Here is a 22,700-nt window from a genome sequence, read left to right as displayed (position 1 = left end):
CCCAAGCGGATTGCCAGTTCGCGAGGCTCAGAAATATCCGTCCGAAGCGGCCGTGGCCTCCTTCGGGATTTCGACGCCGTCGACCAGGATCTTGTCGACCAGTTCGTGGTGAAAGCAGACCAGCCCCTTGATGCGTTCGGCCTCGTGCACCGGCTCCGGATAATACCAGACCATGTTCTCGTGCCGCTTCTTTGGTGTCGTCACGTGATAATAGTTGGAGAGGCCCTTATAAGGGCAGCGCGAGATGTAGCGGCTGGGCGCGAACATATCGAGCCGCGTGTCGGAGATCGGCAGGTAGTGGCGCACCGGATGGCCGGTCTCGAACAGGAACACGCCACGGCGTGAATCGGCGACCTGCTCGCCGTCGAGGATGACCTGCACACGCCGCGAGGAGGGCAGGCAGTCGACGCGGCGGAACGGATCGCGGGCGTGCACGAAGATCTCCTCGTCTTCCTCATACCAGTGCGTCATCTTGGGCCAGTAGAAGGACATGTAATCCGAGAGCAGCGGCGATCCCTTGACCGGATCGAGATAGCGCCAGGCGGCATCCTCGACCAGGGTGATGCCGGTATTGAGCGAATAGTGCGTCGCCACACCCTTGAACGGGCTTTCGGTTGTCGTCGCGCTCGGCAGCAGGAACTCCTCGCGCACGTCGCTCATCGGGAAGTAGTAGACCGGCAAATGGTCGCTCTCGTAAAGCACCAGCGCCTTGGTCGTGTCGGCGACGATCATTGATCCGACCTGCACCCGCAGTCGCTTCTGCATCGGCATGGTGAAGGCGACGTAGCCCGGCTCGAACTCATACTGCACGATGGTGTCGAGCAAGGGGAAATGCGGTCCGCGACCGCGCAAATGAGGCTTGCGAATGGTAGTCTCCCGTTTTCTTGTCTTGGCGGCCGCGCGATTGGACACGGGCGTCAGCCTATGGATACTCGATCGAGCAGCAGCCCGGCGGCGATCGGCGGCAGGCCGCTGACATTCTTGCGCACCGGCACCAGCAGGTCTGGGAAGTAGCTGAAGATCACCGGCGTCTCGTCGAGCAGCAGCTTCTGGATCTCGGATGCCGCCGCGCGCTGTGCGCCGATGTCCAGCGCCTTCAGGTAACTGGTGACCATGCCGTCATAGGCCGGGCTCTTGAAATGCGCCGCGTTCCACGGGCCGTCGCTGACCAGCGGGCTCTTGAGGAACACATTCGGCACGCTGCGATGCGCGTAGTCGGTGATCCCCAGCGGGCTGTCCAGCCAGTCCGATTGGCCGAACACCGCCTTACCGTAATATTTGTCCTGGTCCTCGATGTTGAGCGCGATGCGGGCGCCGATCTCCTTGGCGAAGTTCTGGAACAGCTGCGCGTAGCCCGGAATGTCGGAATAGCGCAGCGTCGTCAGCGTGATGTCGAAACCGCCAGCAAGGCCCGCCGCCTCGAGCAACTGCTTGGCCTTGGCGATGTCCTGGACACGCTGCGGCACAGATTTGTCTGTCGCGGGGAAGGCCGGCGCGAACGGGCTGTCATTGCCGGTCGCCGCCATGCCGCGGCACAGACCGTCGACCAGCTTGGAACGGTCGATGCTGAGCGCCAGCGCCTGGCGCACACGCTTGTCGGTGAACGGGCCGGTGTCGCAGCGCATGTGGAGCTGGCGATGCGCGGTCGAGGCGACACGCAGCACGGTGATGTCGGGACTGTTCAGCACGACCTGGCTGACATCGAGCGGCACCGCGTCGAGGATGTCGACCTCGCCGGCCTGAAGCGCCAGGATGCGCGGCTGCACGTCGCCGTAGAATTTGAACTCGAGCCGGTCGGGCAGAGCCTTCTCGCCCCAATAATCGGGGTTGCGCACGAATGTCGCGCCGACCTTCGGCGTGTAGCTCTCCAGCCGGAACGGTCCGGTGCCTTCAAAGGTCTTCTCGTAGTCGCCCTTGTAGCTCGCCGGCAAGATGACGGCGTTGTAATTGTCGATCGACACCGAATAGGGAAAGCTGCCGTTCGGCGCGTCGAGATGGAAAGCGACGGTGTGGTCGTCGACCTTCCGCGTGCCACCCTTCGACAGCAGGCCCTTGAACACCGAAAGTGCGTTCGAGGCACCATTGGGATCGGCCAGCCGGTCGAAGGTCGCGACGACGTCGTCGGCCTTGAAGTCCTCGCCATTGTGGAATTTCACGCCCTTGCGCAGCTTGAAGGTCCACACGCTGCCGTCTTCGTTCGGCGACCAGCTTTCCGCCAGCACCGGCTTCAGGGTGAGATCCGGCTGCGTGATGCAGAGAAATTCGGCGGTCTGGAAAACCAGTTGGTAGCTGCCGCTGTCATAGTAGGTGACGGGATCGATGGCGCCGCCGGGCGTGGCGACGCCGGCGCGCACCGTGCCGCCCGGCTTGCCCTCGGCGCGGGCTTTCTGCGTGCCGAGGCCGGCAGCGGCGACAAGGCTGCCCAGGAACGGCAGGGAAAGGCCGAGAACGCTGCCATGGCGCAGGAAATCGCGTCGGTCGAGCCTGCCCGCCAGCAATTCGTCAACAGCGGAATTTTCGATTGCTGTCAGGTTTTTGCGAGCGGCGTCGATCGTCATGAAATGCTTCGGCATGGCTGCATTCCTCGCTTGCCCTTGGGGGATCGGCCATTTAGGTCATTGTTGACTGCAGCCGGAAAGCGATATTTTCTGATGGGGTCCATCGAAATTTTCGATGCAGGAGCAAAGTCATGGATACCGAAAACCTGCGCAGTTTCCTGGAGGTTGCCGAACATGGCAGCTTCACCGTCGCCGCCAATCGGCTGAACCTCGCCCAGTCGACCGTCAGCGCGCGGATCAGGGGGCTGGAGGAGCAGTTGGGGCGGCGGCTTTTCGTGCGTGATCGCGATGGTGTCACGCTGACGCCGGCCGGCCGGCAGTTCCTGCCGCATGCCTCCTCCATCACCCGAACCTGGGAGCAATCGAGGCAGGACATCGCCGTTCCCGATGGGTACGAGACATTGCTGCGGCTGACCGCCCCCGCCTATCTGTGGGATTTGATCACCTCGCCATGGGTCGAGTGGATGCGCGCCAGGCAGCCCAATGTGGCGCTGCGGCTCGAGGGCAGTTTTCCGGATCTGGCGATCGACCAGCTGGCGGAAGGACTGCTCGACATCTGCATCCTCTATTTGCCCCGGCCGCATCCCGGCATCATCTATGAGACACTGGCCGTCGATCAGGTCGTGCTGGTCCAGCATGCCGCGCAGACGAAGCCGTGGACCGAGAACTACATCCTGATGGACTGGGGCTTGGAATTCCGCATCGAGCACGACCACGCCTTCGCAGGCATGGTCAAGCCCGCCATTTCGGCCGGGCTGGTCTTCATCGGCCTGCAGCATGTGCTGTCGCGGCGAGCGGCGGCCTATCTGCCGCTCAGTGCCGTCAGCGGCCATATCGAACGCGGCGAGATGCGGCGCATCGACAACACGCCGGTGTTCCAGCGGCCGATCTACCTCGCCTATCCCTCCAACCCGGTCTCCTCGGATGTCCTGGATGTCGCGTTGACCGGGCTGCGCTCGTTGGCCAAGGACTGGACCAGCGATCAGGGTTTCTCGGAAGGCGACCGCTCCTTCAGCATGACCGGCCGGACGTAACCGGCCAGGCAAATGCGATCCCCCACGTGACGCCTTGCTATGCCGGTTCGGCCACCGGCGCCTTCTGCAGCCTCGCCAGTTCCGCATAGGGAATGTGGCATCGGATGGAATGCCCGGGCTGTGCTTCGGCGAGCGGCGGCTCCTGCTGTTCGCAGATCGGGCCGATCTTGCGCGGGCAGCGCGTGTGGAAGACGCAGCCCGAGGGCGGATTGGTGGCGCTGGGGATTTCACCGTCGAGGCGAATGCGATCCGTCTCCGTCTGGTCCAGTTTTGGAACCGCCGACAGCAGCGCCTCGGTATAGGGATGATGCGGCCCGGAGAACACTTCTTCCGATGGCCCTAGCTCCATGATGCGGCCGAGATAGAGCACGGCGATCTTGTCGGAGAGGTAACGCACCACGCCAAGGTCGTGCGAGATGAAGATGTAGCTGACGTCTTCCTTCGATTGCAGGTCGGCGAGCAGGTTGAGGATGGCGGCCTGCACGGAGACGTCGAGCGCCGAGGTCGGCTCGTCGCACACCACGATGCGTGGATCGCCGGCGAAGGCGCGCGCGATGGCGACGCGCTGCTTCAGGCCGCCCGAAAGCTGGCGCGGCTTGACCGCCAGATGCCGCTCGGTCAGCCGCACCGAACGGACGAGCTCGTTGAGACGCGCCTCCAGCGCCTTGCCGCTCAAGCCCGCCAGCCGCTTCAGCGCCCGGCCGATCAGGTGGCGGATCGAATGCGAGCGATTGAGTGCCGAATCCGGGTTCTGGAAGACGATCTGCATCGCCTTGACCTCGTCATCGCCGCGGTTCTCCAGCCGTGGCGCCAGCACCTTGCCCTCGAGCTCGATGGTGCCGCCGTCGTCGGGTGGCACAAGGCCAAGCAGCAGCCTGGCGAAGGTGGTCTTGCCGCTGCCGGATTCGCCGACCAGCCCGAGCGTTTCGCCTGGACGAAGATCGAGCGAGACGTCCTTGACGGCGCGCAAGGCATGGCCATGGCTGGCATAGGTCTTGTTCAGCCCCGTGACGCGCAGCACGGGTGCTGCCGCCGGTTTTGGCGCCGGCGCCACATCGCTTGGCGTCGCGCGCGGCAGCGACTGTGCCTTGTCGTGATGGAAGCAACGCGACAGCCGCTTGCCTCGCTCGTCGCTCAGATCATAGAGCGGCGGTAATTCGGTGCGGCAGCGGTCGTCCGCGAGCGCGCAGCGGTCGGCGAAGGCACAGCCCTTGATGTCGGCGCCAATGCCCGGCAGGAAGCCTGGAATGGTGTCGAGCCGGCCCTGGTCCTTGCGTTGGCCGCCGCGCGGCAGGCAGCGCAAGAGCGCCACCGTATAGGGGTGGCGCGGATCGTTGAACACGATTTCGGTCGGTCCTTCCTCCACCAGCATGCCGGCATAGAGCACGCCGACGCGGTCGCACATGTTGGAGACGACGGCGAGGTTGTGGCTGATGAACAGGATCGACGCCGACAGCTCCTGCCGGAGCTGCGCGATCAGGTCGAGCACCTCGGCCTCGACCGTCGCATCGAGGCCGGTGGTCGGCTCATCGAGGATCAGCATCGAGGGGTCGTTGGCCAGCGCCATGGCGATCGCCACGCGCTGCTGCATGCCGCCGGACAGCTGGTGTGGGTAACGCTGCATGACGCTCATCGGATCGGAGATGCGCACCCGGTTGAGCATGGCGACGGCGCGATCGGTGGCTGCCTGGCCGGTGATGCCGCCAAGCTCGAAGATCTCGGTCAGCTGGCGGCCGATGCGGATCGACGGGTTCAGCGCCTTGCCGGGGTCCTGATAGACCATCGAGACGCTTTCGGCGCGAGCGCGCCGCAGGGCCTCGCCGTCGAGCTTCATCACGTTCTGACCGTCGAGCGAAATCGCGCCGCCGGTGATCGAACCATTCCTTGGCAAATAGCGCACGACGGTGAGCGCCACGGTGGATTTGCCGCAGCCGGATTCGCCGACCAGCCCGTAGGCCTCGCCTTGCCTGATGTTGAGGCTGAGATCACGCAGCACGGCGCGGTTGCGCCCGCCAACGCGGTAGGCGACCGACAGATCGTGCAGTTCGAGGGCGTTTTCCGCCTTTGTGTTTTGGGCCTTGGCGAGGTCAGTCATTGAAGGCTCCATGGACGCCGTCGGCGGCCAGGTTGACGCCGATCACCAGCGAGGCGATGGCGAGTGCGTCGAACAGCACCGTCCACCAGAAGCCGCCGCCGATCATGCCGTAATTGCTGGAGATCGAGAGCCCCCAGTCGGGAGATGGCGGCTGGATGCCGAAACCCATGAAGGAGAGCGTGGCGACCGCGAAGATGGCATAGCCGAGCCGCACGGTGGTCTCGACCAGGATCGGTGGGATGACGTTGGGCAGGATCTCGACGAACATCGTATGCAGCGCGCTTTCATGCCTGAGCTGGGCTGCGGCGACATAGTCGAGTTCGCGCTCCGCCAGCACCGCCGAGCGCACGGTGCGGGCAATGATCGGCGCGAAGCTGAGGCCAATGACGACGATGACGGTGGTCTTGGAGGTGCCGAGCGCGACAATGGCGAGCAGCGCCACGATGACCACGGGAATGGCCATGAAGGCTTCGAGGATGCGGCTGACGACATCGTCGACAATGCCGCGGAAATAGCCGGTGAGCAGACCGAGCGCGGTGCCGGCTATCGTCGCCAGCAAGGTGGCCAGCGGGGCGACGGTCAGGATGTCGCGCGAGCCGACGATGACGCGCGAAAAGACATCGCGGCCGATCTGGTCGGTGCCGAACCAATGTTCGGATGAAGGCGGCGCCAGCGCGTTGATGATGTCGTCGGCAAGCGGATCGTAGGGTGCGAAATGTTCGCCAAACAGCGCGCAGGCGACCCAGAACACGACGATGGCGAAACCGACGAGGAAAGTCCGCGAGCGCAGCAGGGAGAAAAAGACCTCCGCCACCGGGCCGCGCCGGCGCGTATCGTCCTGTGCGGGGGAGGTGGTCTGGACGACGCTCATTGATCTGACCCCAGCCGGATGCGTGGATTGAGCACGGAATAGAGGAAGTCGGCGATCAATGTGGCCACCGCATAGACAATGCCGATAGTGAGGATGCCGGATTCCAGCATCGGGAAATCCTTGCCGCGCGCGGCGGTGAAGATCAGCGAGCCGATGCCCTGGTAGCGAAATAGCGTCTCGATCACCACCAGGCCGCCGATGAGATAGCCGGTTTGCGTTGCAATGACGGTAATGGTCGGCAGCAGCGCATTGCGCAGCACATGGCGCCAGATCACCGTGCGCCAAGGCAGGCCCTTGAGCACCGCCGTTCGCGTATAGTCGGAATCCAGCGCCTCGATCATGCCGGAGCGCGCCATGCGGGCGATATAACCGAACAGCACCAGGAACAGCGGCAATGACGGCAGGATCAGGTAATAGAGCTGGGTGAAGAAGCCGGCATCCTTCGGCCATGCCGCCGAGATCGGCAGCCAGCGCAGCCAGACGCCGAAGATCAGGATCAGGATGATGCCGGTGACGAACTCCGGCAGCACCGTCACCGAGAGGCCGCCAAGGCTGATGATGCGGTCGAGCGGGCGGTTGAGGTTGAGCGCGGCCACCACCCCGCCCAGAATGCCGATCGGCACCACCAGCACGAAGGCGACGGCAGCCAGCTTCATCGAATTGCCCAGCGCATCGATGACGAACGGCGCCACTGGCGAGCGGAAAATGTAGGACGTGCCCATGTCGCCTCGGATAAAGTTCCAGATCCAGGTCGCATATTGGGTGAGCAGCGGGCGATCGACGCCAAGCGTGTGATTAAGCGCGTCGACCGCGCGCTGGTCGGCGAACGGCCCCAATATGGCGCGTCCGACATTGCCGGGCAGAACCTGGCCACCCAGGAACACCATGATGCTGAGCAGGAACAGCGTCACCAGCGACAGCGAGACACGCCGGGCAAAGAAGGAGAGAATGGCTATGACTCCTTGTGGCGCCAGCCCCCTTGCAGGAGCTGGCTGTCAGACGATTGGCTTTCCCTTGCCGGTCAGGCCTTCGATGCCTTCTCGAGGAACAGCTGCGACATGGCGGTCGGCTGCACGCCGGCCACACCCTTCGCCGTCGCCGTCAGGTAGTCGTAGAAATAGCCGAAGATGACCGGCGTTTCCTCGAGCAGCAGCTTCTGGATCTTGCCGGCATCGGCCTTCTGCGCTTCGAGATCGAGCGCGGCGATATAGCTGGTCGCCAGCGCGTCGTAGTCCTTGTTCTTGAAATGCGCTGCGTTCCAGGTGCCGTCGCTCTTCAGCGGTGCGGCGAGATAGACATTGGGCACGCCGCGATGACCGTAATCGGTGATGCCCATGACCGAATCCAGCCAGTTCGATTTGCCGAACACCGCGTCGCCATAATAGCCGCTCTGGTCGAGGATGTTGAGCTCGAGCTCGATGCCGATCTCCTTGACCCAGTTCTGGATGAGCTGGGCATATTCGGGGATTTCGAGATAGCGCTCGGTGGTCAGCGTGATCTTGAAGCCCTTGCCGGCACCGGCGGCTTCCATCAGCTGCTTGGCCTGCGCGATGTCTTGCTTGCGCTGCGGCACGCTCGTATCGGTTGACGGATAGACCGATGCGAACGGGCTGTCATTGCCAGCGACGGCGCGACCCTTCATGAGACCCGCGACCAGCTTGTCGCGGTCCATGCTGAGCGCAATGGCGCGGCGCACGCGGGCATCCTTCAGCGGGCCGTCGTCGCAGCGCAGATGCAGTTGCTGATGGGCTGAAGACTTCAGGCTGATGATGTCGACGCTCGGATCGTTGAGCAGGGCGACGCCGGCGAGTACCGGCATCTGATTGATGATGTCGACCTGGCCGCCTTGCAGCGCCAGGATCATCGGCTGCACGTCGGTGAAGAAGGTGAACTCGGTGCGCTCCGGCAGCGCCTTCTCGCCCCAGTAATTGTCGTTGCGGACAAAGGACGCGCCGACCTTCGGCGTGTATTTCTCGACCTTGAACGGTCCGGTGCCGTCGAAGCTCTTCTCGTAGTCGCCCTTGTAGTCAGCCGGAATGATGACGGCGTTGTAATTGTCGGACGACAGCATGTAGGGGAAGTTGCCGTTCGGCGCGTCGAGGTGGAATTCCACCGTGTAGTCGTCGACCTTCTTGCTGGCGCCCTTCGACAGGATGCCGGTGAACACCGACAGCGCGTTGGACGAATTGGCCGGATCGGCGAGGCGGTCGATGCTCGCCACCACGTCCTCGGCCTTCATCTCGCCGCCTGAGTGGAATTTTACGCCCTTGCGCAGCTTGAACGTCCACACCGAGCCGTTGTCGTTCGGCTTCCAGCTTTCGGCCAGTGCCGGCTTGAGCACGAGGTCGGGGCCGTCCACGCAGAGGAATTCGGCAACCTGCTGCATGATCAGCAGGCCGCCGGCGTCGGCGATGGTGACCGGGTCGATGGCCGCTGCCGGCACGCTGCTGGCGACGCGGATGGTGGCGCCGGGAGCGCCCTGGGCGCGGGCGAGCGACGGCATGCCACTGAGGCCGGCGGCCGTGGTGATGCCGCCCAGAAGCGGCAGCGACAGGCCGAGCAGGCTGCCATGGCGGATGAAGTCGCGGCGGCTGACGCGGCCGTCGACAAGACCGTCGATCAGGTGATTTTCAAGCGGCGAGCGGTTGCGCCGGATCAGGTCGAGAATGCGGTAGTTCTTGCTCATGGGTTTAACCCTTTCCCCTGTTTCTTATGGCTGAAGAATGCATTTCCAGTTGACGAAATTCCGTGGAGTTCTCCTGTCCAGGTCGTCAATGATGTCGGTCGACGGAACTGTAGCACGCGGTTTTCCCCGGTCCATCCGATCCTCGCGGCGGAGGGGTCAGATTTTCTTGAGGCAATGCTTCCACCCGTCCGGTCTTGCCGTCGCGACACGATCGCGGCGACGAACCGTTGTTCTTGAACACGCCTCCTTTTCGTCCTCATTCTCCTAGTTCAGCGGCAAACGGCGGTATGTCCCGGGCGCAGCCGGGTCGTGATATTTGTTGCAGGGGCCGTTCTCGGTGAAATCGCGATGGCAGGCCGCGAGGGCTTCCCGCGACAAGGTGACGCCGAGACCGGGGCCTTCCGGCACGCGCACGACATTGTTCCTCGGCGAAAACGGCCCTTCCTCGGTGATATCGGTCGGCTGCATGCGAAACAGCGACTGGTTCGGCTCCCGGATCCAGCCGAGTGCGGCGCACAGATGCAGGTAGGCGGCGCTGCCGATGCCGCTGTCGCCGCTGTAGCACCAGAAATCGATGCCGGCGTGCTCGCAGGCGCCGACGAAGCGCAGCATGCGGCCGATGCCGCCATGGGCGGTCGGGTTGCCGACGAAGGCGTCGGGCACCTTGAGGTCCATGGCGCGCGCGATGTCGATGTTGTGGGTCGAGAACGGGATCGAGCAATGGCGCCGCAGCTCCCGCATCTCCTCGATGGTCGCCACCGGATCCTCCCAGTTGCGCACGCCGAGATCCTCCAGCGGCCGCGCCAGGCGCCGCGCGGTGCTGAGCGAATAGGCCTGGTTGGAATCGATGCGGATCATCGCGTCGTCGCCAAGCTTCCTGCGGATCAGCTCGACCATTCTCAGCGAGACCTTTGGGTCTTGCGTCGAGAATTTGCCTTCGAAGAAGGTCGTTCCATAGGTCTCGTGCAACTCGACGCAATAGTCGGCGACTTCCTCCGGCGTCGTTTCGCCTTTCACCGTCGGCCCGTCGCCGCGCAGCGAAAAATAGTCGGTGAATGGGATGTCCTTGCGCACGGCGCCGCCAAGCAACTGGTAGAGCGGCTGGTTCCACGCCTTGCCGCGCAGATCCCAGAACGCCATCTCGATGGCGCCGAACGCCATGATGCGGGTGCGGTCGTTGATCGACTGCACGCCGGTCCAGAAGGGAAGGCAGACATGCTCGGCGCCGGCGATGTCGAAGGCGTCGCGGCCGACCAGGCGTTGTGCCAGGACATCATTGATGATTGCGGCGGCCGCCGGCGTCGGCGCCTCGCCGAGGCCGATCAGCCCGTCCTCGGTTTCGACCTCGACGATGGTCTGCGAAAACCCGTCGAGCTCGCCGAATACCCAGCCGTAGGGGGCTTCGAGGCGCAGATTGATCGGCGTGGCCCTGATGCCGCGGATCTTCATTTCAGCGGCCGACTTCGAAGAACGGTGCGCCAAGCAGGTCGGGGACGACATCGATGCCGAGGCCCGGTCCGTCCGGGATGCCCATGCGGCTGCCCGTGACCGGCGGCATGTTCGAAGCCGTGCGTACCGTCACCCACTCATGGAAGGCGATAGCGTGCAGACGGCGCTCTTCCGGCGTCGACAAAGACAGGTGCGCCATGGCGGCTGTGTCGATCTCGGCACCGCCGGTGTCCTCGACCGTGATCATGAAGCCGAGGTCGACGGCAACGTCGCGGATCAGGCGCGTCTTCGTCACGCCGCCGAGCCGCGAGATCTTCAACGTCAGCCCATCGGCCGCGCCCCGGTGATGGATCTCCAGCATTTCATCGAGCGAGGTGACGGATTCGTCGAGCACCATCGGCTTGTCGAGCATGCGGCGCACCGACATGTTCTCGTCGATCGTCGTGCAGGGCTGCTCGAACGTATAGTCGATGGCGCGCGTGGCATCGGCGAACTGGCGCGCCTGGTAGGGCGTCCAGCCGGCATTGGCGTCACAGAATATGACCGTGCCTTTCGGCACCGAGGCGGCGACCGCGGTGACGCGCTCGATGTCGTCATGGACATTGCCGCCGACCTTGACCTGCAGCCGGTGGAAGCCACCCTTGACGATCCGCTTGGCCAGTGCCGCCATGGCGTCGACGCTGCCATGGGTGACGACTTTGTAGAGTTCCGCCGTGTCGCTCTCCTTGCCGCCCAGCAGCGTGACCAACGGCACGTCGGCGGCGCGCGCGGCGAGATCCCAGCAGGCCATGTCGAGCGCCGACTTGATGTAGGGATGGCCCTTGAACACCGTGTCCATCAGCCGGCCGATGCTGGCCAGCCCACGCGGGTCGTGGCCGATGAGGTGCGGCGCGATTTCCGGCACGCCCGCGCGCGCTCCCATCGGAAACGCGGGCGAGTAAAAATTGCCGAGCGGCGCCATCTCGCCCCAGCCGGTCAGTCCGTTGTCGGCGGTGATGGCGACAATCACCGCGTCGAAGGCGTCGGCCTCACGCCCCTTGGACATGCGGTAGGGCCCGTCCACGAAGGGCTGTATGACGTGATAGGCTTTGACGGTTTGGATCTGCACGTATTTGTCCGCTGGTTGGAATGTCTGGATCAGGCGCCCGGGCGCTTTTCGAGGCCGCGCGCGTAGGAGAGCAGCTCTTCGAAGTCGAGGTCGATATGTTCGCGGGCATGACGCTGGGCAGCGCGCATGTCGCTGCCCTTCATCAGTTGCACGTAGGTCTCATGGACGTCTTCGGCCGGCACCGGCTCCTTGCGGGCCTGCTGGTGCAGCGCGAAATACATCTGCAACCGGCTGATCAGCCGCTGCCAGGTTTCCAGCAGCACCGAATTGTCGGCCCACTCGTAGATCAGGCCATGCAGTTGCAGCGCCGTTTCGATCTGCCTTGTGGTGTCTAGGTCGCGTGTCGCCTGCTTCACCGCTTCATGGCGGCGGTCGAGCTCGTCGAAGAAACGCTGGTCGCGCTGTGGCCATGTCTGTTCGATCGCGAACTCGTCCAGCACCTTGTTGAGTGAATAGGCGTCGTCGATGTCCTTGGCGGTGACGTCGATGACGAAGGTGCCGGCATAGGGAATGCTGGTCAGGATGCCTTCCTGCACCAACTCGCGCATCGCCTCGCGCAATGGCGCGCGGCTGACCCGCATCTGTTCGGAGATCCTGAGCTCGTTGAGCTTCTGGCCGGGCTCCAACTGCCCGGTCAGGATCGCGCGCCTGAGCAGCGCCACGATTTCGGCGCGGCGCGTCGTGTCGGCAATCGGACTGAAATCCGTCTTCCCCATCCGGCCCCTCCAGCGAGAACAGAAGGCAAGACAATCAGATTGTCGACAATCTAACAAGACGCCATTTTCGGATTTTTCATTTTCGCCAGGCAACTGGTCCGTGATGCGGGGCGCAGGCCGATCTGGACGCAGGCCGCCTGATCGCGCTGTCGCCGGTCTCGGTGCGCCTCGGTCACCCCGTTGCGCTTTCATTGTCGTCGGTCAAGGCCGATCGCGCCGACGTGGCCGCTCTTGTCGGCCTGCTCGTGAAAACGGCGCCCGCGACCTGAGAAAAGGTCGAGGGCGCCGCGCGGAAACCGGGCCTGCGGGGGTGTCAGGTAGCCGGTTTCTGTGGCAGTGGCGAGATCGGCATTCCAGGTCCGATCTTCTGCAGATTGCCTGTTATCACCTGGTCGCCTTCGGAGACGCCGCTCAGGATGGCCACCAGGTCGCCGCTGGTCGGCCCGAGCGAGACCAGCCGCTGGTCGACCGTGTTGCCCTTGCCGACGATGTAGAGATATTTACCGAGCTGGCTCGAACCCAGCGCCGTCTGCGGCACCATCAGAGCATCGGGCTGCTGCTTGATATGCAGCCGGACGCGAACATATTGGCCAGGCTTGAGCGTGAACTTGGCGTTGCCGATCGTGGCGCGCGCGGTGATGGTGCCGGTCGAGTGGTCGACCGTGTTGTCGATGAAGGTGAGTTCGCCCTTCTGGCTGGTCTCGGTCTCGCCCGGAAGGAGCACCTCGACCTCGATCGGGCCGGCCGCGCGGGCCTGTTCGATCTCGGTCAGGTCCGTCTCGCTCGGATTGAAGGTGACGTAGATCGGGTCGAGCTGCACCAGCGTGTTGAGCACCGTGCCGGCGACGCTGACCAGCGTCCCGACCGAGGCCTGGTTGCGGCCCAGGCGCCCGTTGAACGGCGCGTGGATTTGCGAGTAGCTGAGGTTGAGTTGCGCCGTGCGCACCGCCGCCTGATTGAGCGCCAGCGACGCTTGTGCCTCGCGCAGGGTGCTGGTGCGCTGGTCGAAGCTGTCCTTGGCCAGATAGCCACTCTTGGCAAGTTCGCTACCACGTCCGAGATTGGATCGTGCATAGTCGAGCGTCGCCGTGTCGCGCTGGACCTGGGCTTGCGCCTGGTCGAGAGCGGCCTGGAAGTCGTCGGGCGAGATCTTGTAGAGAAGGTCGCCCTGCCGGACATCGGCGCCGTCTTGCGCCGTCTGTTCCTGCAGGTAGCCAGGCACACGCGCCTGCAGCGTGATGCTGCGGATCGGTTCGATCCGGGCGGCATAGTCGAGATAGATCGGGATCGTCTTCTTGACGACGCTTGCCACCGGCACCGGCATGACGAACGCCGCCGGGGCGGGCGCCGCTCCGGCCGTGCCGGCATTGAGGCTCAAATTGCCCATGTCGAGCAGGTGAACGCTCGCCACCGAGATCGCGCCCAGCGCGACAGCCGTTCCCAAAGCGATTTTCCATTTACGCATGATCAGTCTCCAATCTTATTCGGCCGCTTCCGCCAGGGGAGGGAAGGCGGTTTCGGCAGTTGGTTCAGAATGTTGTGAGGCCGGCTCGCCGCTTTCGCGGCGTTCGCGCAGCTGTTCGATGACCGCGTAGAAGACCGGCACGAACACCAGCGACAGGATGGTCGCGGCGACCATGCCGCCAAACACGGTGGTGCCGATCGACTGGCGGCTCGAGGCACCGGCGCCGGTCGCGAACATCAGCGGCAGCACGCCGAGGATGAAGGCGAAGGCCGTCATCAGGATCGGCCGCAGCCGCAGACGCGCGGCTTCCATCGCCGCCTCGACGATGCTCAAGCCCTCCTCGCGCCGCCGTCTGGCGAACTCGACGATCAGGATGGCATTCTTCGCCGCCAGTCCGATCAGCATGACGAAGCCGATCTGCGAATAGACGTCGATCTGCATGCCGCGCACCGAGAGCGCCGCGAAGGCGCCGAACAAGGCCAGCGGCACCGCCAGCAGCACCATGAACGGCATTGCCCAGCTCTCATACTGCGCCGCCAGGATCAGGAAGACGAAGACGATGGCGAGACCGAAGACGACCGATGCGATCGATCCTGCCTTGAGTTCCTGGAAGGTGATGCCGGTCCATTCGAAACCGAAATCCCTCGGCAGGGCCGTTGCGGCGGCCCGTTCCATGGCGGCGACCGCCTGGCCCGAGGAGAAGCCCGGTGCGGCACCGCCATTGATCGAGGCCGACGCATTGTTGTTGTAGTGCGGCACGGTTTCCGGCCCGACGAACGGCACCAGCTTGCCCAGTGTCGAGAGCGGCACCATGCCGCCGGAAGCATTGCGCACATAGAGCCGAGAAATATCGGCGGCACCCGCGCGTGCGTCCTTGTCGGCCTGGATGGTCACCCGGAAGGTGCGGCCAAACAGGTTGAAGTCGTTCACGTAGAGCGAGCCGAGATAGATCTGCAGCGTGTTGAACACGTCAGGCAGGTTGAGGCCGAGCAGCTTCGCCTTGGAGCGGTCGAGGTCGTAGTTGAACTGCGGCGTCGACGTCGAGAACGGCGAGAACAGCTGCTGCGGATTGATTTCCGGCTGCTTGCGCGCCTCGGCGATCACGGCTTGCGTCGCGTCGTTGAGGGCCGTGCTGCCGCGGCCGGTCAGATCCTCGACCACGAATTCGAAGCCGCCCGTGGTGCCGATACCGGGGATAGAAGGCGGATCGAAGCTCAGCGCAAAGGCCTCCGGAATCTGCATCAGCTTGCCGCGCACGTCGGCGACGAGCTTGGAGGCGCTCTGGTCGGGACCGCGCTCCTCCCAGGGTTTCAGGATGGCGAACTCGACCGCCGAGTTCGACTGCGCCGCACTGGTCAGGAAGTTCAGGCCGCTGATCGAGCCGACGATGTCGACGCCGGGCGTCGCCTGCAGGATGTCGCGCGCTTTCTGCGCCACCGCGTCGGTGCGTTCCAGCGAGGCGCCGTCGGGCAACTGGATGACGACGAAGAAGTAGCCCTGGTCCTCGACCGGAAGGAAGGTCGAGGGCAGTTTCTGCCAGACGAAGTAGGTGGCGACCAGTCCGGCCGCGAACAGGCCGAGCATGACCCAGCGCAAGCGGATGAGGAAGCGCACGCCATGGGCGTAGGCATGCGACAGCTTGTCGAAGCCGCTGTTGAACCAGCGGAAGAGCACGAACTGCGTGCCCTGGCGATGGCGCAGGAAGGCAGCACTCAGTGCTGGGCTGAGCGTCAGCGAGTTGAAGGCGGAGATGCCGACCGAAATCGCCACCGTCAGCGCGAACTGGTTGTAAAGCCGGCCCGAGACACCGGGGATGAAGGCGACCGGCACGAACACCGCCATCAGGACTGCGGTGGTGGCGATGATCGGGCCGGTGACTTCGGCCATGGCGGCCTTGGTCGCCGCCAGCGGTTTCAGCCCAGCCTCGAGCTGTCGTTCGACGTTCTCGACCACCACGATGGCGTCGTCGACGACAAGCCCGATCGCCAGCACCATGCCGAGGAGCGAGAGCATGTTGAGCGAAAAGCCGAGCATCTCCATGACCACCAGCGTCGCCACCAGCGAAACCGGGATGGCGATGGTGGGAATGATGGTCGTGCGCCAGCTCTGCAGGAAGACGAACACCACGGCGACGACCAGCACCAGGGCTTCACCGAGCGTGATCAGCACGTCATGCATCGACGCCGAGACGAAGCGCGTCGTGTCGTAGTGCATGGCGTAGGAAACGCCCTTGGGGAAACGGCCGGACAGCTCCTGCATCTTGTCCTTGACGCGCTGCTGCAGATCGAGCGCGTTGGAGCCGGGCATCTGGTAAACGGCGAGCACCACGGTCGGATCCTTGCCGAAGAAGGCCGACGATGAATATTGCAGCGCGCCGAGCTCGATGCGGGCAACGTCGCGCAGCCGCACCAGCGAGCCGCTGTCGGTGTTGGCGCGCACGACGATGTCGCCGAATTCCTTCGGGTCGCTCAGGCGGCCGACGGCGTTGACCTGCATCTCGAAGGCGGTGCCGGCCGGGGCCGGCGACTGGCCGATCTTGCCGGCCGCCACCTGGACGTTCTGTTCGGCGATGGCATTCTGGACGTCGACGGCGGTGATGCCGAGATTGGCGAGCTTGTCCGGGTCGAGCCAGACGCGCATCGAATAGCGCCGCTCGCCGAAGATCTGCACGTCGCCGACGCCTTGCAGCCGCTTCAGCGGATCGACGACCTGCAGATAGGCAAGGTTCGAGAGCGCCACAGGATCGACGGAACTGTCGGGCGAGGTGAGGTTGACGATCAGAACGAAATTCGGGTTCTGCTTCTTGATCGTCACGCCGCCCTGGTTGACGATCGCCGGCAGCGACGAGGCCGCCTGCGAGACGCGGTTCTGGACGTCGACGGCGGCAGTGCTCAAGGAATAGCCGACATCGAAGGTGATGGTGATGGTCGAGGAGCCATCATTGGAGCTCGTCGACGACATGTAGGTCATGCCTTGCACGCCGTTGATCTGCTGTTCCAGCGGCGTCGTCACCGTATCGGCGACGACCTGCGCGCTGGCGCCCGGATAATGGGCGCTGACCACGACCTGCGGCGGTGTGATGTCGGGGAACTGCGAGACCGGCAGCAGGAAATAACAAATCGTCCCGGCGAGCACCATGATGATGGCGATCGCCGAGGCGAAGATCGGACGATGGATGAAAAAGTTTACCACGACACACATGCCTCGCCGGCTGCTCTTGCCCTGCCGAAGGCACTGGCAAGCCTGGACAGTTTTTGGCCGCGCTCGTCGCTGGACGCTTCCAGCGAACGCAGCAGCGGCACCTTGCGACGCTGCCCATTGGCGAGCGAGCGAAGCATTGTCTCGAAGGCGCGGGGATCGACCCCATCTGCTTTCATGACCAGCCGGATCATCGGATCCCGGACGGCCTCATCTATGGTAAGATCGCGGCGCTGTGGCATTGGCCGGCTCCTTGTCTGTCGATTCGCAGCCCATGCTCGCGAACCGTTTTTTCATCTCTTCACCGGCCGAGGCCGCATGATTGGCAGTTTTTCCACCCCTCGATCTGGCAGGACCAGTTCACGGTCTTGTTATTGACGACGGGCGACATAGGTGTTACCAGTAAGTAACATTTGCATAGTTACAGACCGGTAACACCCTAGTCAAGAGGTGGCCGAGGGTTTTTAGGAAACGAAAGGAGATCATGATGACAGACGGCGTCGTGGAGCGCCCTCGTCCCCGGGATCGGATCCTGGAGACGGCGCGTGACATGTTCCACAAGCACGGCATCAAAGGCGTTGGCGTCGACGCCATCACCGAAGCTGCCGGCACGAACAAGATGACGCTTTATCGTCACTTCGAATCCAAGGACGATCTGATCGTCGAATGCCTGCGCGCCAATGCGTCCAAGGCCGGCGCGATGTGGGAAACCTTCGAGGCAGAATTTCCGGGCGACAAGCTCGCGCAGCTTCACGCCTGGGTTCGCAAGGCGGCCGCCATGCTCAATGCCGATGGTCGCGGCTGCGACATGGCCAATGCCGCGGCCGAGCTGACCGAGCCCGACCATCCGGCCCGACGCGTGATCAAGGAACTCAAGGAAGCCCAGCGCGAACGTCTTGTGGCGCTGTGCCGGGATGCCGGCATCGGTCAGGCCGAACTGCTCGCCGATACGCTGTCGCTGCTGTTCGAGGGCGCGCGTGTCAGCGTGCAGACCGTGGGCGCCGAAGGGCCGAGCGCACAATTCGTGCGCATGGCCGAGGGGCTGATTGTTTCCTTCCGGGGCACTGCCGCCAGCTGAAGTGATCGGCCGCGTGCTCCATTCAAATTGTCGTGCGATCTAGGCGATGCCTGGTGCCCTTTGGCGCCGGGCAGCACTGCAATTCCCAATTCCTGCCGGCGGAACGAAAAAAGCCCGCTGCCGGGAGGAGGTGGCAGCGGGCTCGATTTCGAATGTGGTGCGGGAGGAGGTGCACCCCACTCAGCGTCGGCATCGCATCTGGGAGGAGTAGATGGCCGACAACCAGAACCTACGAGTTGCCCAATGATTCGGCAACCATAAAAGTTGCATAGCAGGTGTGCAGAATTGCCGCAGCACCCGTCAATCCTCCTACAAATCCGAACAAAGCAGCCTTGCGCAAGCGCGCTAACCTATTGAACCGGAACATTTTCCCTGAAGATCAGGCGCGGTTCGATGAATTTCCGGGTGAGATAAGGCGCCGATGACGCAATCGAGCCAAGCAGGCGGATGACCGACTGTTCGGCGATCAGCCTGGCGTTCTGGTCGATGACGACGTCGGCGAGGTCATCGACGAGATAACCGCGTGTTTCCTTGGTCAGATCGTGGCAGATGAACACCGGCTTGCGATTTGGCCTGGCCTCCCGGATGGCTTTCGCAACGCCGGAGCGTCCGGCCCCGACACAATAGATGCCGAGCAGTTCCGGCTCGTTGCGCAGCGCCTTCATCGTCTCGGCATAGCTGACATCGGGCTCGTCATTGATCTCGACAGCGCTGCTGATGATCAGGTTGGGAAACTCCTCGCCGAGCACGGAGCGGAAGCCCATTTCGCGTTCCTCATGGCCGCGATAGGAGCGCGAGCCGACGACCATCGCCAGCCGGCCCTCGCGGCCGCCGAGGAAGCGCCCCATCAAAAGCGCCGCCGTCCGTCCCGCCACGCGGTTGTCGATGCCAACATAGGCCGAGCGGGGAGCGGCCGGAATATCGGACACCAGCGTCACCAGGCGGATGCCGGTGTCGACGATGTCGCGCAGGATGTTGCGGGTTCGTGGATGGTCGATGGCGATGACACCGACGCCATTGGCCCGCAGCGACAGGTTCTCGACGGCTGTCTGCAGCGCGTTCGGCGATATGCCGGCAAGGTTGTGGATCCGGCAGGAAGCGACGAGCGGCAGGCGCGAAGCATAGTCTTCGATGTATCTTGCCAGATCCTGCATGAAGGCGTTCCTGCCGATCGGCAGGAAGAATTCGAGGTTTGCGGGCTTGGAGGGAAGCGTCACCTGGTCGGCGACCGGCAAATAGCCAAGCTGCTTGGCAGCCTCCATGACGCGCTGCCGGTTGGCGGCGCTGGCGCCCGGCCGATTGTTGAGCACCCGGTCGACCGTTGCCGTCGAAAGCCCGCAGGTTCTGGCGATATCGGAGACGGTGGCCTTCATGCCGCAATCCTATGCGCCGATGCCATGGCGCGCCAGACAGGTGACGTGGCGGGCGATGCGGTCTGAGTGGCGGGTGATCGCCTCCCATCACCGCTATGTCCGCTCGGCTGCTTCGGCATGACGGCTTCCGCCCGTCCTCAGTGCGGCGGCTTGCCGTCGGCGACGGCGTCGCGGATTTCCTTGTCCGACATGCCGGTTATGATCCGTTCGACTTCCGCCACGGTTGTCGTCTTCGGGTCGATGTCGTCGGCAACCACCTTGCCCCTGCGCATGACGACGATGCGGTCGACCACCTGGAAGACATGATGGATGTTGTGCGCGATGAAGATGCAGGAATGGCCGGAATCGCGCGCGCTGCGCACGAAGCTCAGCACGCCCTGCGTTTCGGCGACGCCGAGATTGTTGGTCGGCTCGTCGAGGATGATGAGGTCGCTGTCGAAATGCATGGCGCGCGCGATCGCCACCGCCTGGCGCTCGCCGCCGGAGAGCGAGCCGATCGGCGTCGTCGGCGGGATGTTCTTCGAAATGCCGACTTGCTTGAGCAGGTCGCGGGCAACGGTGTTCATCGCCTCCTGGTCCATGCGGTTGAGGAAGCGCGGTGGCTTGATCGGCTCGCGCCCGAGAAACAGATTGCGTGCAATCGACAGCTGCGTGACCAGCGCCGAGTCCTGGTAGATGGTCTCGATGCCGTGGGCGATGGCATCGCTTGTGCTGCGCAGGGCGACTTTCTTGCCACGGATGAAGATGTCGCCGCTGGTCAGCGGCACGGCGCCCGAGAGAACCTTGATCAGCGTCGACTTGCCGGCGCCATTGTCGCCGAGCAGGCCGACGATCTCGCGTTCGTTGACATGAAAGTTGGCCTCCTCGAGCGCCTGCACGCGGCCATAGGATTTGCGGATGTTCTGCATGCGGATCAATGGCTCGGCCATGGTTCAAGTCCCTGCCTGGTGCCGGCGTTCCAGCCATGAATGAAGCGCCATCATGCCAAGGATGATCGCACCGATGAAGATGTTGTAGGCAAGGCCGGGCACGCCGATCAGCACGATGCCGTTGCGCATCACGCGCAGGATCAGGATGCCGAGCACGGTGCCGATGATGGTGCCGCGCCCGCCGGTCAGCGCCGTGCCGCCGATCACCACCATGGCGATAACTTCGAGCTCGTAACCGGTGCCGCTGTTGGGGTTGGCGGCGGACGTGCGCAGCGAGGAGATGACGCCGGCAAGCGAGGCCATGACCGATGACAGCACGAACAGGCCGATCTTGACGCGGTTGACGTTGACGCCGCGGGCGCGCGCCGCGTTGGGATTGCCGCCCGCCGCCTGGATCCAGTTTCCGGTTCGGCTTTGCGTCAGCACGTAGCCGAGCGCGATCGCCGCGGCGATAAACCAGAACAGCGACATGTAGATGCGGAACGGCCCGATGAAGAAGTCGCCGACCAGCGCTTCCGCCAGCCAGCTGCCCTCGGCGCTCCAGGTGCGCTGTGGGAAGCCGTCGGTGATGAAAAGGGCGCTGCCGCGCACCACCAGCAACATGCCGAGCGTGACCAGGAAGGACGGGATCTTGAGCTGCGTGACGAACCAGCCGTTGACCAGTCCGATCAAGGCTGCGACCACCAGCGCGACGACGAAGCCCATCTCCAGCGAGGTGACGCCGGCATTGAACAGCGTCCACATCAGCACCGGCGAGAAACCGAATAGGGAACCGACGGACAGGTCGAATTCGCCCGATGTCATCAGCAATGTCATCGCCAGCGCGATCAGGCCGAGCTCGACCGTGAATGCCAGCGTATTGGAGATGTTCTGCGGCGACAGGAAGTCGTGATTGAAGCTCCAGAAAACGCCGATTTCGACGACCAGGAGCACGAAGGGACCGAATTCCGGCCGCGCGATCAGGCGTTGGACGAGCGAATGATTTTCCACTGATAACCCGCGACATGATTGGAAAGGCGGAGCGCTGCACCGGAATCCAGCCAGGCTCGGCGAATGGACAGGCAGTCGCGACCGTGGGTGCGCGGTCGCGACTGTCTGGGGTCTCGGATTTTATTTGCCCGACAGGATCTTGTCGTAGACCTCGGCGGTGTCCTTTTCATAGAGCGCGCCGGTGATGACGTTGAAGCCCGGAGGAATGCCTGACGCGGCCATATTGGCGAGCGAGAGCGCGACATAGCTGGTTGCCTGCGGGTCCTGCCACTGGCCGGCATTGACATAGCCGTTCAGCACTTCCTGCGTTGTGTCGAGCGAGTTGCCCCAACCGACGACCGGAATTTCACCGGGCTTGACCCCGACCTGGTCGAATACCCGCTTGATCGAGCCGGTGACGAGGTCGCCAAGGCCGATGATCGCCTTCACCTTGCCCTTGTGGGCGGTGAGGTAGTCGACCATGCGGTTGATCACCTCGGCCTGGTCAAGCGTCGCTTCGGTCACTTCATAGGTGATGCCGAGCGGTCCAAAGACGCTCTTGATGCCTTCCTCTTCCTGGACGCCATAGGTGGCGCCGGGAATCTCGACCGGCATCCAGACGAAGTCGCCCTTCTTCACCAGGCCCTTGTCGACCAGATACTGCGCCCAATGCTTGCCGAAGGTGACGTTGTCGCCGCCGACATAGGCGTTGAAATTGGCCTTGGGATCGGGCGTGTTGAAGTTGATGATCGGGATATTGGCCGCGCGGGCCTCCTTGACGATCTCGACAAGGCTGCCCGGATCGGGGCTGGTGGTGACGATGCCGTCGGCCTTGGCGGAGAGGGCGGCGCGAACCGCTTCCTGCTGCGAGGCGACGTCGCCATTGTGGAACGAGGTGTTGACGGTGTTGCCGGTGTCCTTGGCCCATTGCTTGGCGCCGGCCAGGAAGTAGGTCCAGACCGGATCGGCTGGGCCGCCATGTGAAATCCAGTAGAACGTCTTGGCCTGCGCCGCTGCCGGAATGAGCGTCAGCGCGACCAGCAGGCCGTAGAGCACAAGTCTCAGTCTTGTCAGCATTTGATTTCCTCCCGGTTGAAGATGATCCGTCCCTTGTTCCGGCGTAAGCCGGATTGCGTCTTTTGCCAGCGCCGCTCGGATGCCTCAGAGCATT

The 22,700-nt window shown here is 63.8% G+C and carries 18 protein-coding genes; 2 read left to right on the top strand and 16 right to left on the bottom strand.

Annotation, left to right across the window (positions count from 1 at the left end; genetic code table 11):
- Positions 1–27: 27 nt before the first annotated feature.
- Positions 28–825: a DUF427 domain-containing protein gene (locus tag AC0NIH_RS27620; protein WP_245264173.1), complete on the bottom strand. Its 798-nt coding sequence runs from the start codon at positions 823–825 to the stop codon at positions 28–30.
- A gap of 92 nt (positions 826–917) precedes the next feature.
- The gene (locus tag AC0NIH_RS27615; protein ID WP_473466827.1) at positions 918–2,573 is read right to left on the bottom strand and encodes an ABC transporter substrate-binding protein; all 1,656 of its coding nucleotides are present in this window, start codon (positions 2,571–2,573) and stop codon (positions 918–920) included.
- A gap of 116 nt (positions 2,574–2,689) precedes the next feature.
- Between AC0NIH_RS27615 and AC0NIH_RS27610 the strand changes: the two genes are divergently transcribed.
- Positions 2,690–3,592: a LysR family transcriptional regulator gene (locus tag AC0NIH_RS27610; protein WP_473466828.1), complete on the top strand. Its 903-nt coding sequence runs from the start codon at positions 2,690–2,692 to the stop codon at positions 3,590–3,592.
- 37 nt (positions 3,593–3,629) lie between these two features.
- Here the strand turns inward: AC0NIH_RS27610 and AC0NIH_RS27605 are convergent, their stop codons facing one another.
- The 10 genes from AC0NIH_RS27605 to AC0NIH_RS27560 all read right to left on the bottom strand — a co-directional run bounded on the left by AC0NIH_RS27605 (position 3,630) and on the right by AC0NIH_RS27560 (position 17,422).
- Positions 3,630–5,687 carry a dipeptide ABC transporter ATP-binding protein gene (locus AC0NIH_RS27605; RefSeq protein WP_473466830.1) on the bottom strand — a complete coding sequence of 686 codons (2,058 nt, stop codon included), beginning with the start codon at positions 5,685–5,687 and terminating at the stop codon, positions 3,630–3,632.
- Positions 5,680–6,558 carry an ABC transporter permease gene (locus tag AC0NIH_RS27600; protein ID WP_473466832.1) on the bottom strand — a complete coding sequence of 293 codons (879 nt, stop codon included), beginning with the start codon at positions 6,556–6,558 and terminating at the stop codon, positions 5,680–5,682. Before AC0NIH_RS27600 ends, AC0NIH_RS27605 begins: the two co-directional genes overlap by 8 nt.
- Positions 6,555–7,508, bottom strand: a complete 954-nt coding sequence (locus tag AC0NIH_RS27595) for an ABC transporter permease (protein WP_023764581.1) — start codon at positions 7,506–7,508, stop codon at positions 6,555–6,557. The genes AC0NIH_RS27600 and AC0NIH_RS27595 overlap by 4 nt, the downstream gene beginning before the upstream one ends.
- Positions 7,509–7,579: 71 nt before the next feature.
- Positions 7,580–9,244 carry an ABC transporter substrate-binding protein gene (locus tag AC0NIH_RS27590; protein WP_023764580.1) on the bottom strand — a complete coding sequence of 555 codons (1,665 nt, stop codon included), beginning with the start codon at positions 9,242–9,244 and terminating at the stop codon, positions 7,580–7,582.
- Between the two features lie 264 nt (positions 9,245–9,508).
- On the bottom strand, positions 9,509–10,693 hold the full coding sequence (locus tag AC0NIH_RS27585) for a mandelate racemase/muconate lactonizing enzyme family protein (protein ID WP_473466834.1): 1,185 nt from the start codon (positions 10,691–10,693) through the stop codon (positions 9,509–9,511).
- A 1-nt stretch (position 10,694) separates the two neighbouring features.
- Entirely contained in the window at positions 10,695–11,801 is a 1,107-nt protein-coding gene (locus AC0NIH_RS27580; protein ID WP_473466836.1) for a mandelate racemase/muconate lactonizing enzyme family protein, read from the bottom strand.
- Between the two features lie 29 nt (positions 11,802–11,830).
- Complete coding sequence (locus tag AC0NIH_RS27575; RefSeq protein WP_473466838.1) at positions 11,831–12,517, bottom strand: GntR family transcriptional regulator; 687 nt, start codon at positions 12,515–12,517, stop codon at positions 11,831–11,833.
- Positions 12,518–12,830: 313 nt separating this feature from the next.
- Positions 12,831–13,982: an efflux RND transporter periplasmic adaptor subunit gene (locus tag AC0NIH_RS27570; RefSeq protein WP_023778615.1), complete on the bottom strand. Its 1,152-nt coding sequence runs from the start codon at positions 13,980–13,982 to the stop codon at positions 12,831–12,833.
- A gap of 15 nt (positions 13,983–13,997) precedes the next feature.
- Complete coding sequence (locus AC0NIH_RS27565; RefSeq protein WP_473466840.1) at positions 13,998–17,174, bottom strand: efflux RND transporter permease subunit; 3,177 nt, start codon at positions 17,172–17,174, stop codon at positions 13,998–14,000.
- Positions 17,168–17,422, bottom strand: coding sequence for a hypothetical protein (locus AC0NIH_RS27560; protein WP_013896751.1), 255 nt, complete (start codon positions 17,420–17,422; stop codon positions 17,168–17,170). The genes AC0NIH_RS27565 and AC0NIH_RS27560 overlap by 7 nt, the downstream gene beginning before the upstream one ends.
- Positions 17,423–17,667: 245 nt before the next feature.
- Here AC0NIH_RS27560 and AC0NIH_RS27555 point away from each other — a divergent pair, with 245 nt between their 5' ends.
- A complete protein-coding gene (locus AC0NIH_RS27555; RefSeq protein ID WP_287271296.1) occupies positions 17,668–18,258 on the top strand; it encodes a TetR/AcrR family transcriptional regulator in 591 nt (196 codons plus the stop codon).
- A 350-nt stretch (positions 18,259–18,608) separates the two neighbouring features.
- On the opposite strand, the gene AC0NIH_RS27550 is transcribed toward AC0NIH_RS27555, so the two are convergent.
- From AC0NIH_RS27550 to AC0NIH_RS27535, 4 genes are all read right to left on the bottom strand, one after another.
- The gene (locus AC0NIH_RS27550; protein ID WP_023764572.1) at positions 18,609–19,631 is read right to left on the bottom strand and encodes a LacI family DNA-binding transcriptional regulator; all 1,023 of its coding nucleotides are present in this window, start codon (positions 19,629–19,631) and stop codon (positions 18,609–18,611) included.
- A gap of 137 nt (positions 19,632–19,768) precedes the next feature.
- The gene (locus tag AC0NIH_RS27545; protein ID WP_473466842.1) at positions 19,769–20,560 is read right to left on the bottom strand and encodes an ATP-binding cassette domain-containing protein; all 792 of its coding nucleotides are present in this window, start codon (positions 20,558–20,560) and stop codon (positions 19,769–19,771) included.
- Positions 20,561–20,563: 3 nt separating this feature from the next.
- Positions 20,564–21,550: an ABC transporter permease gene (locus AC0NIH_RS27540; protein WP_013896747.1), complete on the bottom strand. Its 987-nt coding sequence runs from the start codon at positions 21,548–21,550 to the stop codon at positions 20,564–20,566.
- Between the two features lie 120 nt (positions 21,551–21,670).
- The gene (locus tag AC0NIH_RS27535) at positions 21,671–22,606 is read right to left on the bottom strand and encodes a sugar ABC transporter substrate-binding protein (RefSeq protein ID WP_473466844.1); all 936 of its coding nucleotides are present in this window, start codon (positions 22,604–22,606) and stop codon (positions 21,671–21,673) included.
- Positions 22,607–22,700: the final 94 nt, after the last annotated feature.

It is taken from the genome of Mesorhizobium sp. WSM1386, assembly GCF_055901595.1.
The sequence above is the reverse complement of the archived record's forward strand: the minus strand, read 5'-3'. Positions and strand labels throughout refer to the sequence as shown.

Excerpts from the sequence above, each read along its gene's own strand:
- AC0NIH_RS27575 (WP_473466838.1), bottom strand. The coding sequence starts at position 12,517 with ATGGGGAAGACGGATTTCAGTCCGATTGCCGACACGACGCGCCGCGCC.
- AC0NIH_RS27615 (WP_473466827.1), bottom strand. The coding sequence starts at position 2,573 with ATGCCGAAGCATTTCATGACGATCGACGCCGCTCGCAAAAACCTGACA.
- AC0NIH_RS27590 (WP_023764580.1), bottom strand. The coding sequence starts at position 9,244 with ATGAGCAAGAACTACCGCATTCTCGACCTGATCCGGCGCAACCGCTCG.
- AC0NIH_RS27585 (WP_473466834.1), bottom strand. The coding sequence starts at position 10,693 with ATGAAGATCCGCGGCATCAGGGCCACGCCGATCAATCTGCGCCTCGAA.
- AC0NIH_RS27560 (WP_013896751.1), bottom strand. The coding sequence starts at position 17,422 with ATGCCACAGCGCCGCGATCTTACCATAGATGAGGCCGTCCGGGATCCG.
- AC0NIH_RS27550 (WP_023764572.1), bottom strand. The coding sequence starts at position 19,631 with ATGAAGGCCACCGTCTCCGATATCGCCAGAACCTGCGGGCTTTCGACG.
- AC0NIH_RS27610 (WP_473466828.1), top strand. The coding sequence starts at position 2,690 with ATGGATACCGAAAACCTGCGCAGTTTCCTGGAGGTTGCCGAACATGGC.
- AC0NIH_RS27545 (WP_473466842.1), bottom strand. The coding sequence starts at position 20,560 with ATGGCCGAGCCATTGATCCGCATGCAGAACATCCGCAAATCCTATGGC.
- AC0NIH_RS27535 (WP_473466844.1), bottom strand. The coding sequence starts at position 22,606 with ATGCTGACAAGACTGAGACTTGTGCTCTACGGCCTGCTGGTCGCGCTG.
- AC0NIH_RS27570 (WP_023778615.1), bottom strand. The coding sequence starts at position 13,982 with ATGCGTAAATGGAAAATCGCTTTGGGAACGGCTGTCGCGCTGGGCGCG.
- AC0NIH_RS27605 (WP_473466830.1), bottom strand. The coding sequence starts at position 5,687 with ATGACTGACCTCGCCAAGGCCCAAAACACAAAGGCGGAAAACGCCCTC.
- AC0NIH_RS27555 (WP_287271296.1), top strand. The coding sequence starts at position 17,668 with ATGACAGACGGCGTCGTGGAGCGCCCTCGTCCCCGGGATCGGATCCTG.
- AC0NIH_RS27600 (WP_473466832.1), bottom strand. The coding sequence starts at position 6,558 with ATGAGCGTCGTCCAGACCACCTCCCCCGCACAGGACGATACGCGCCGG.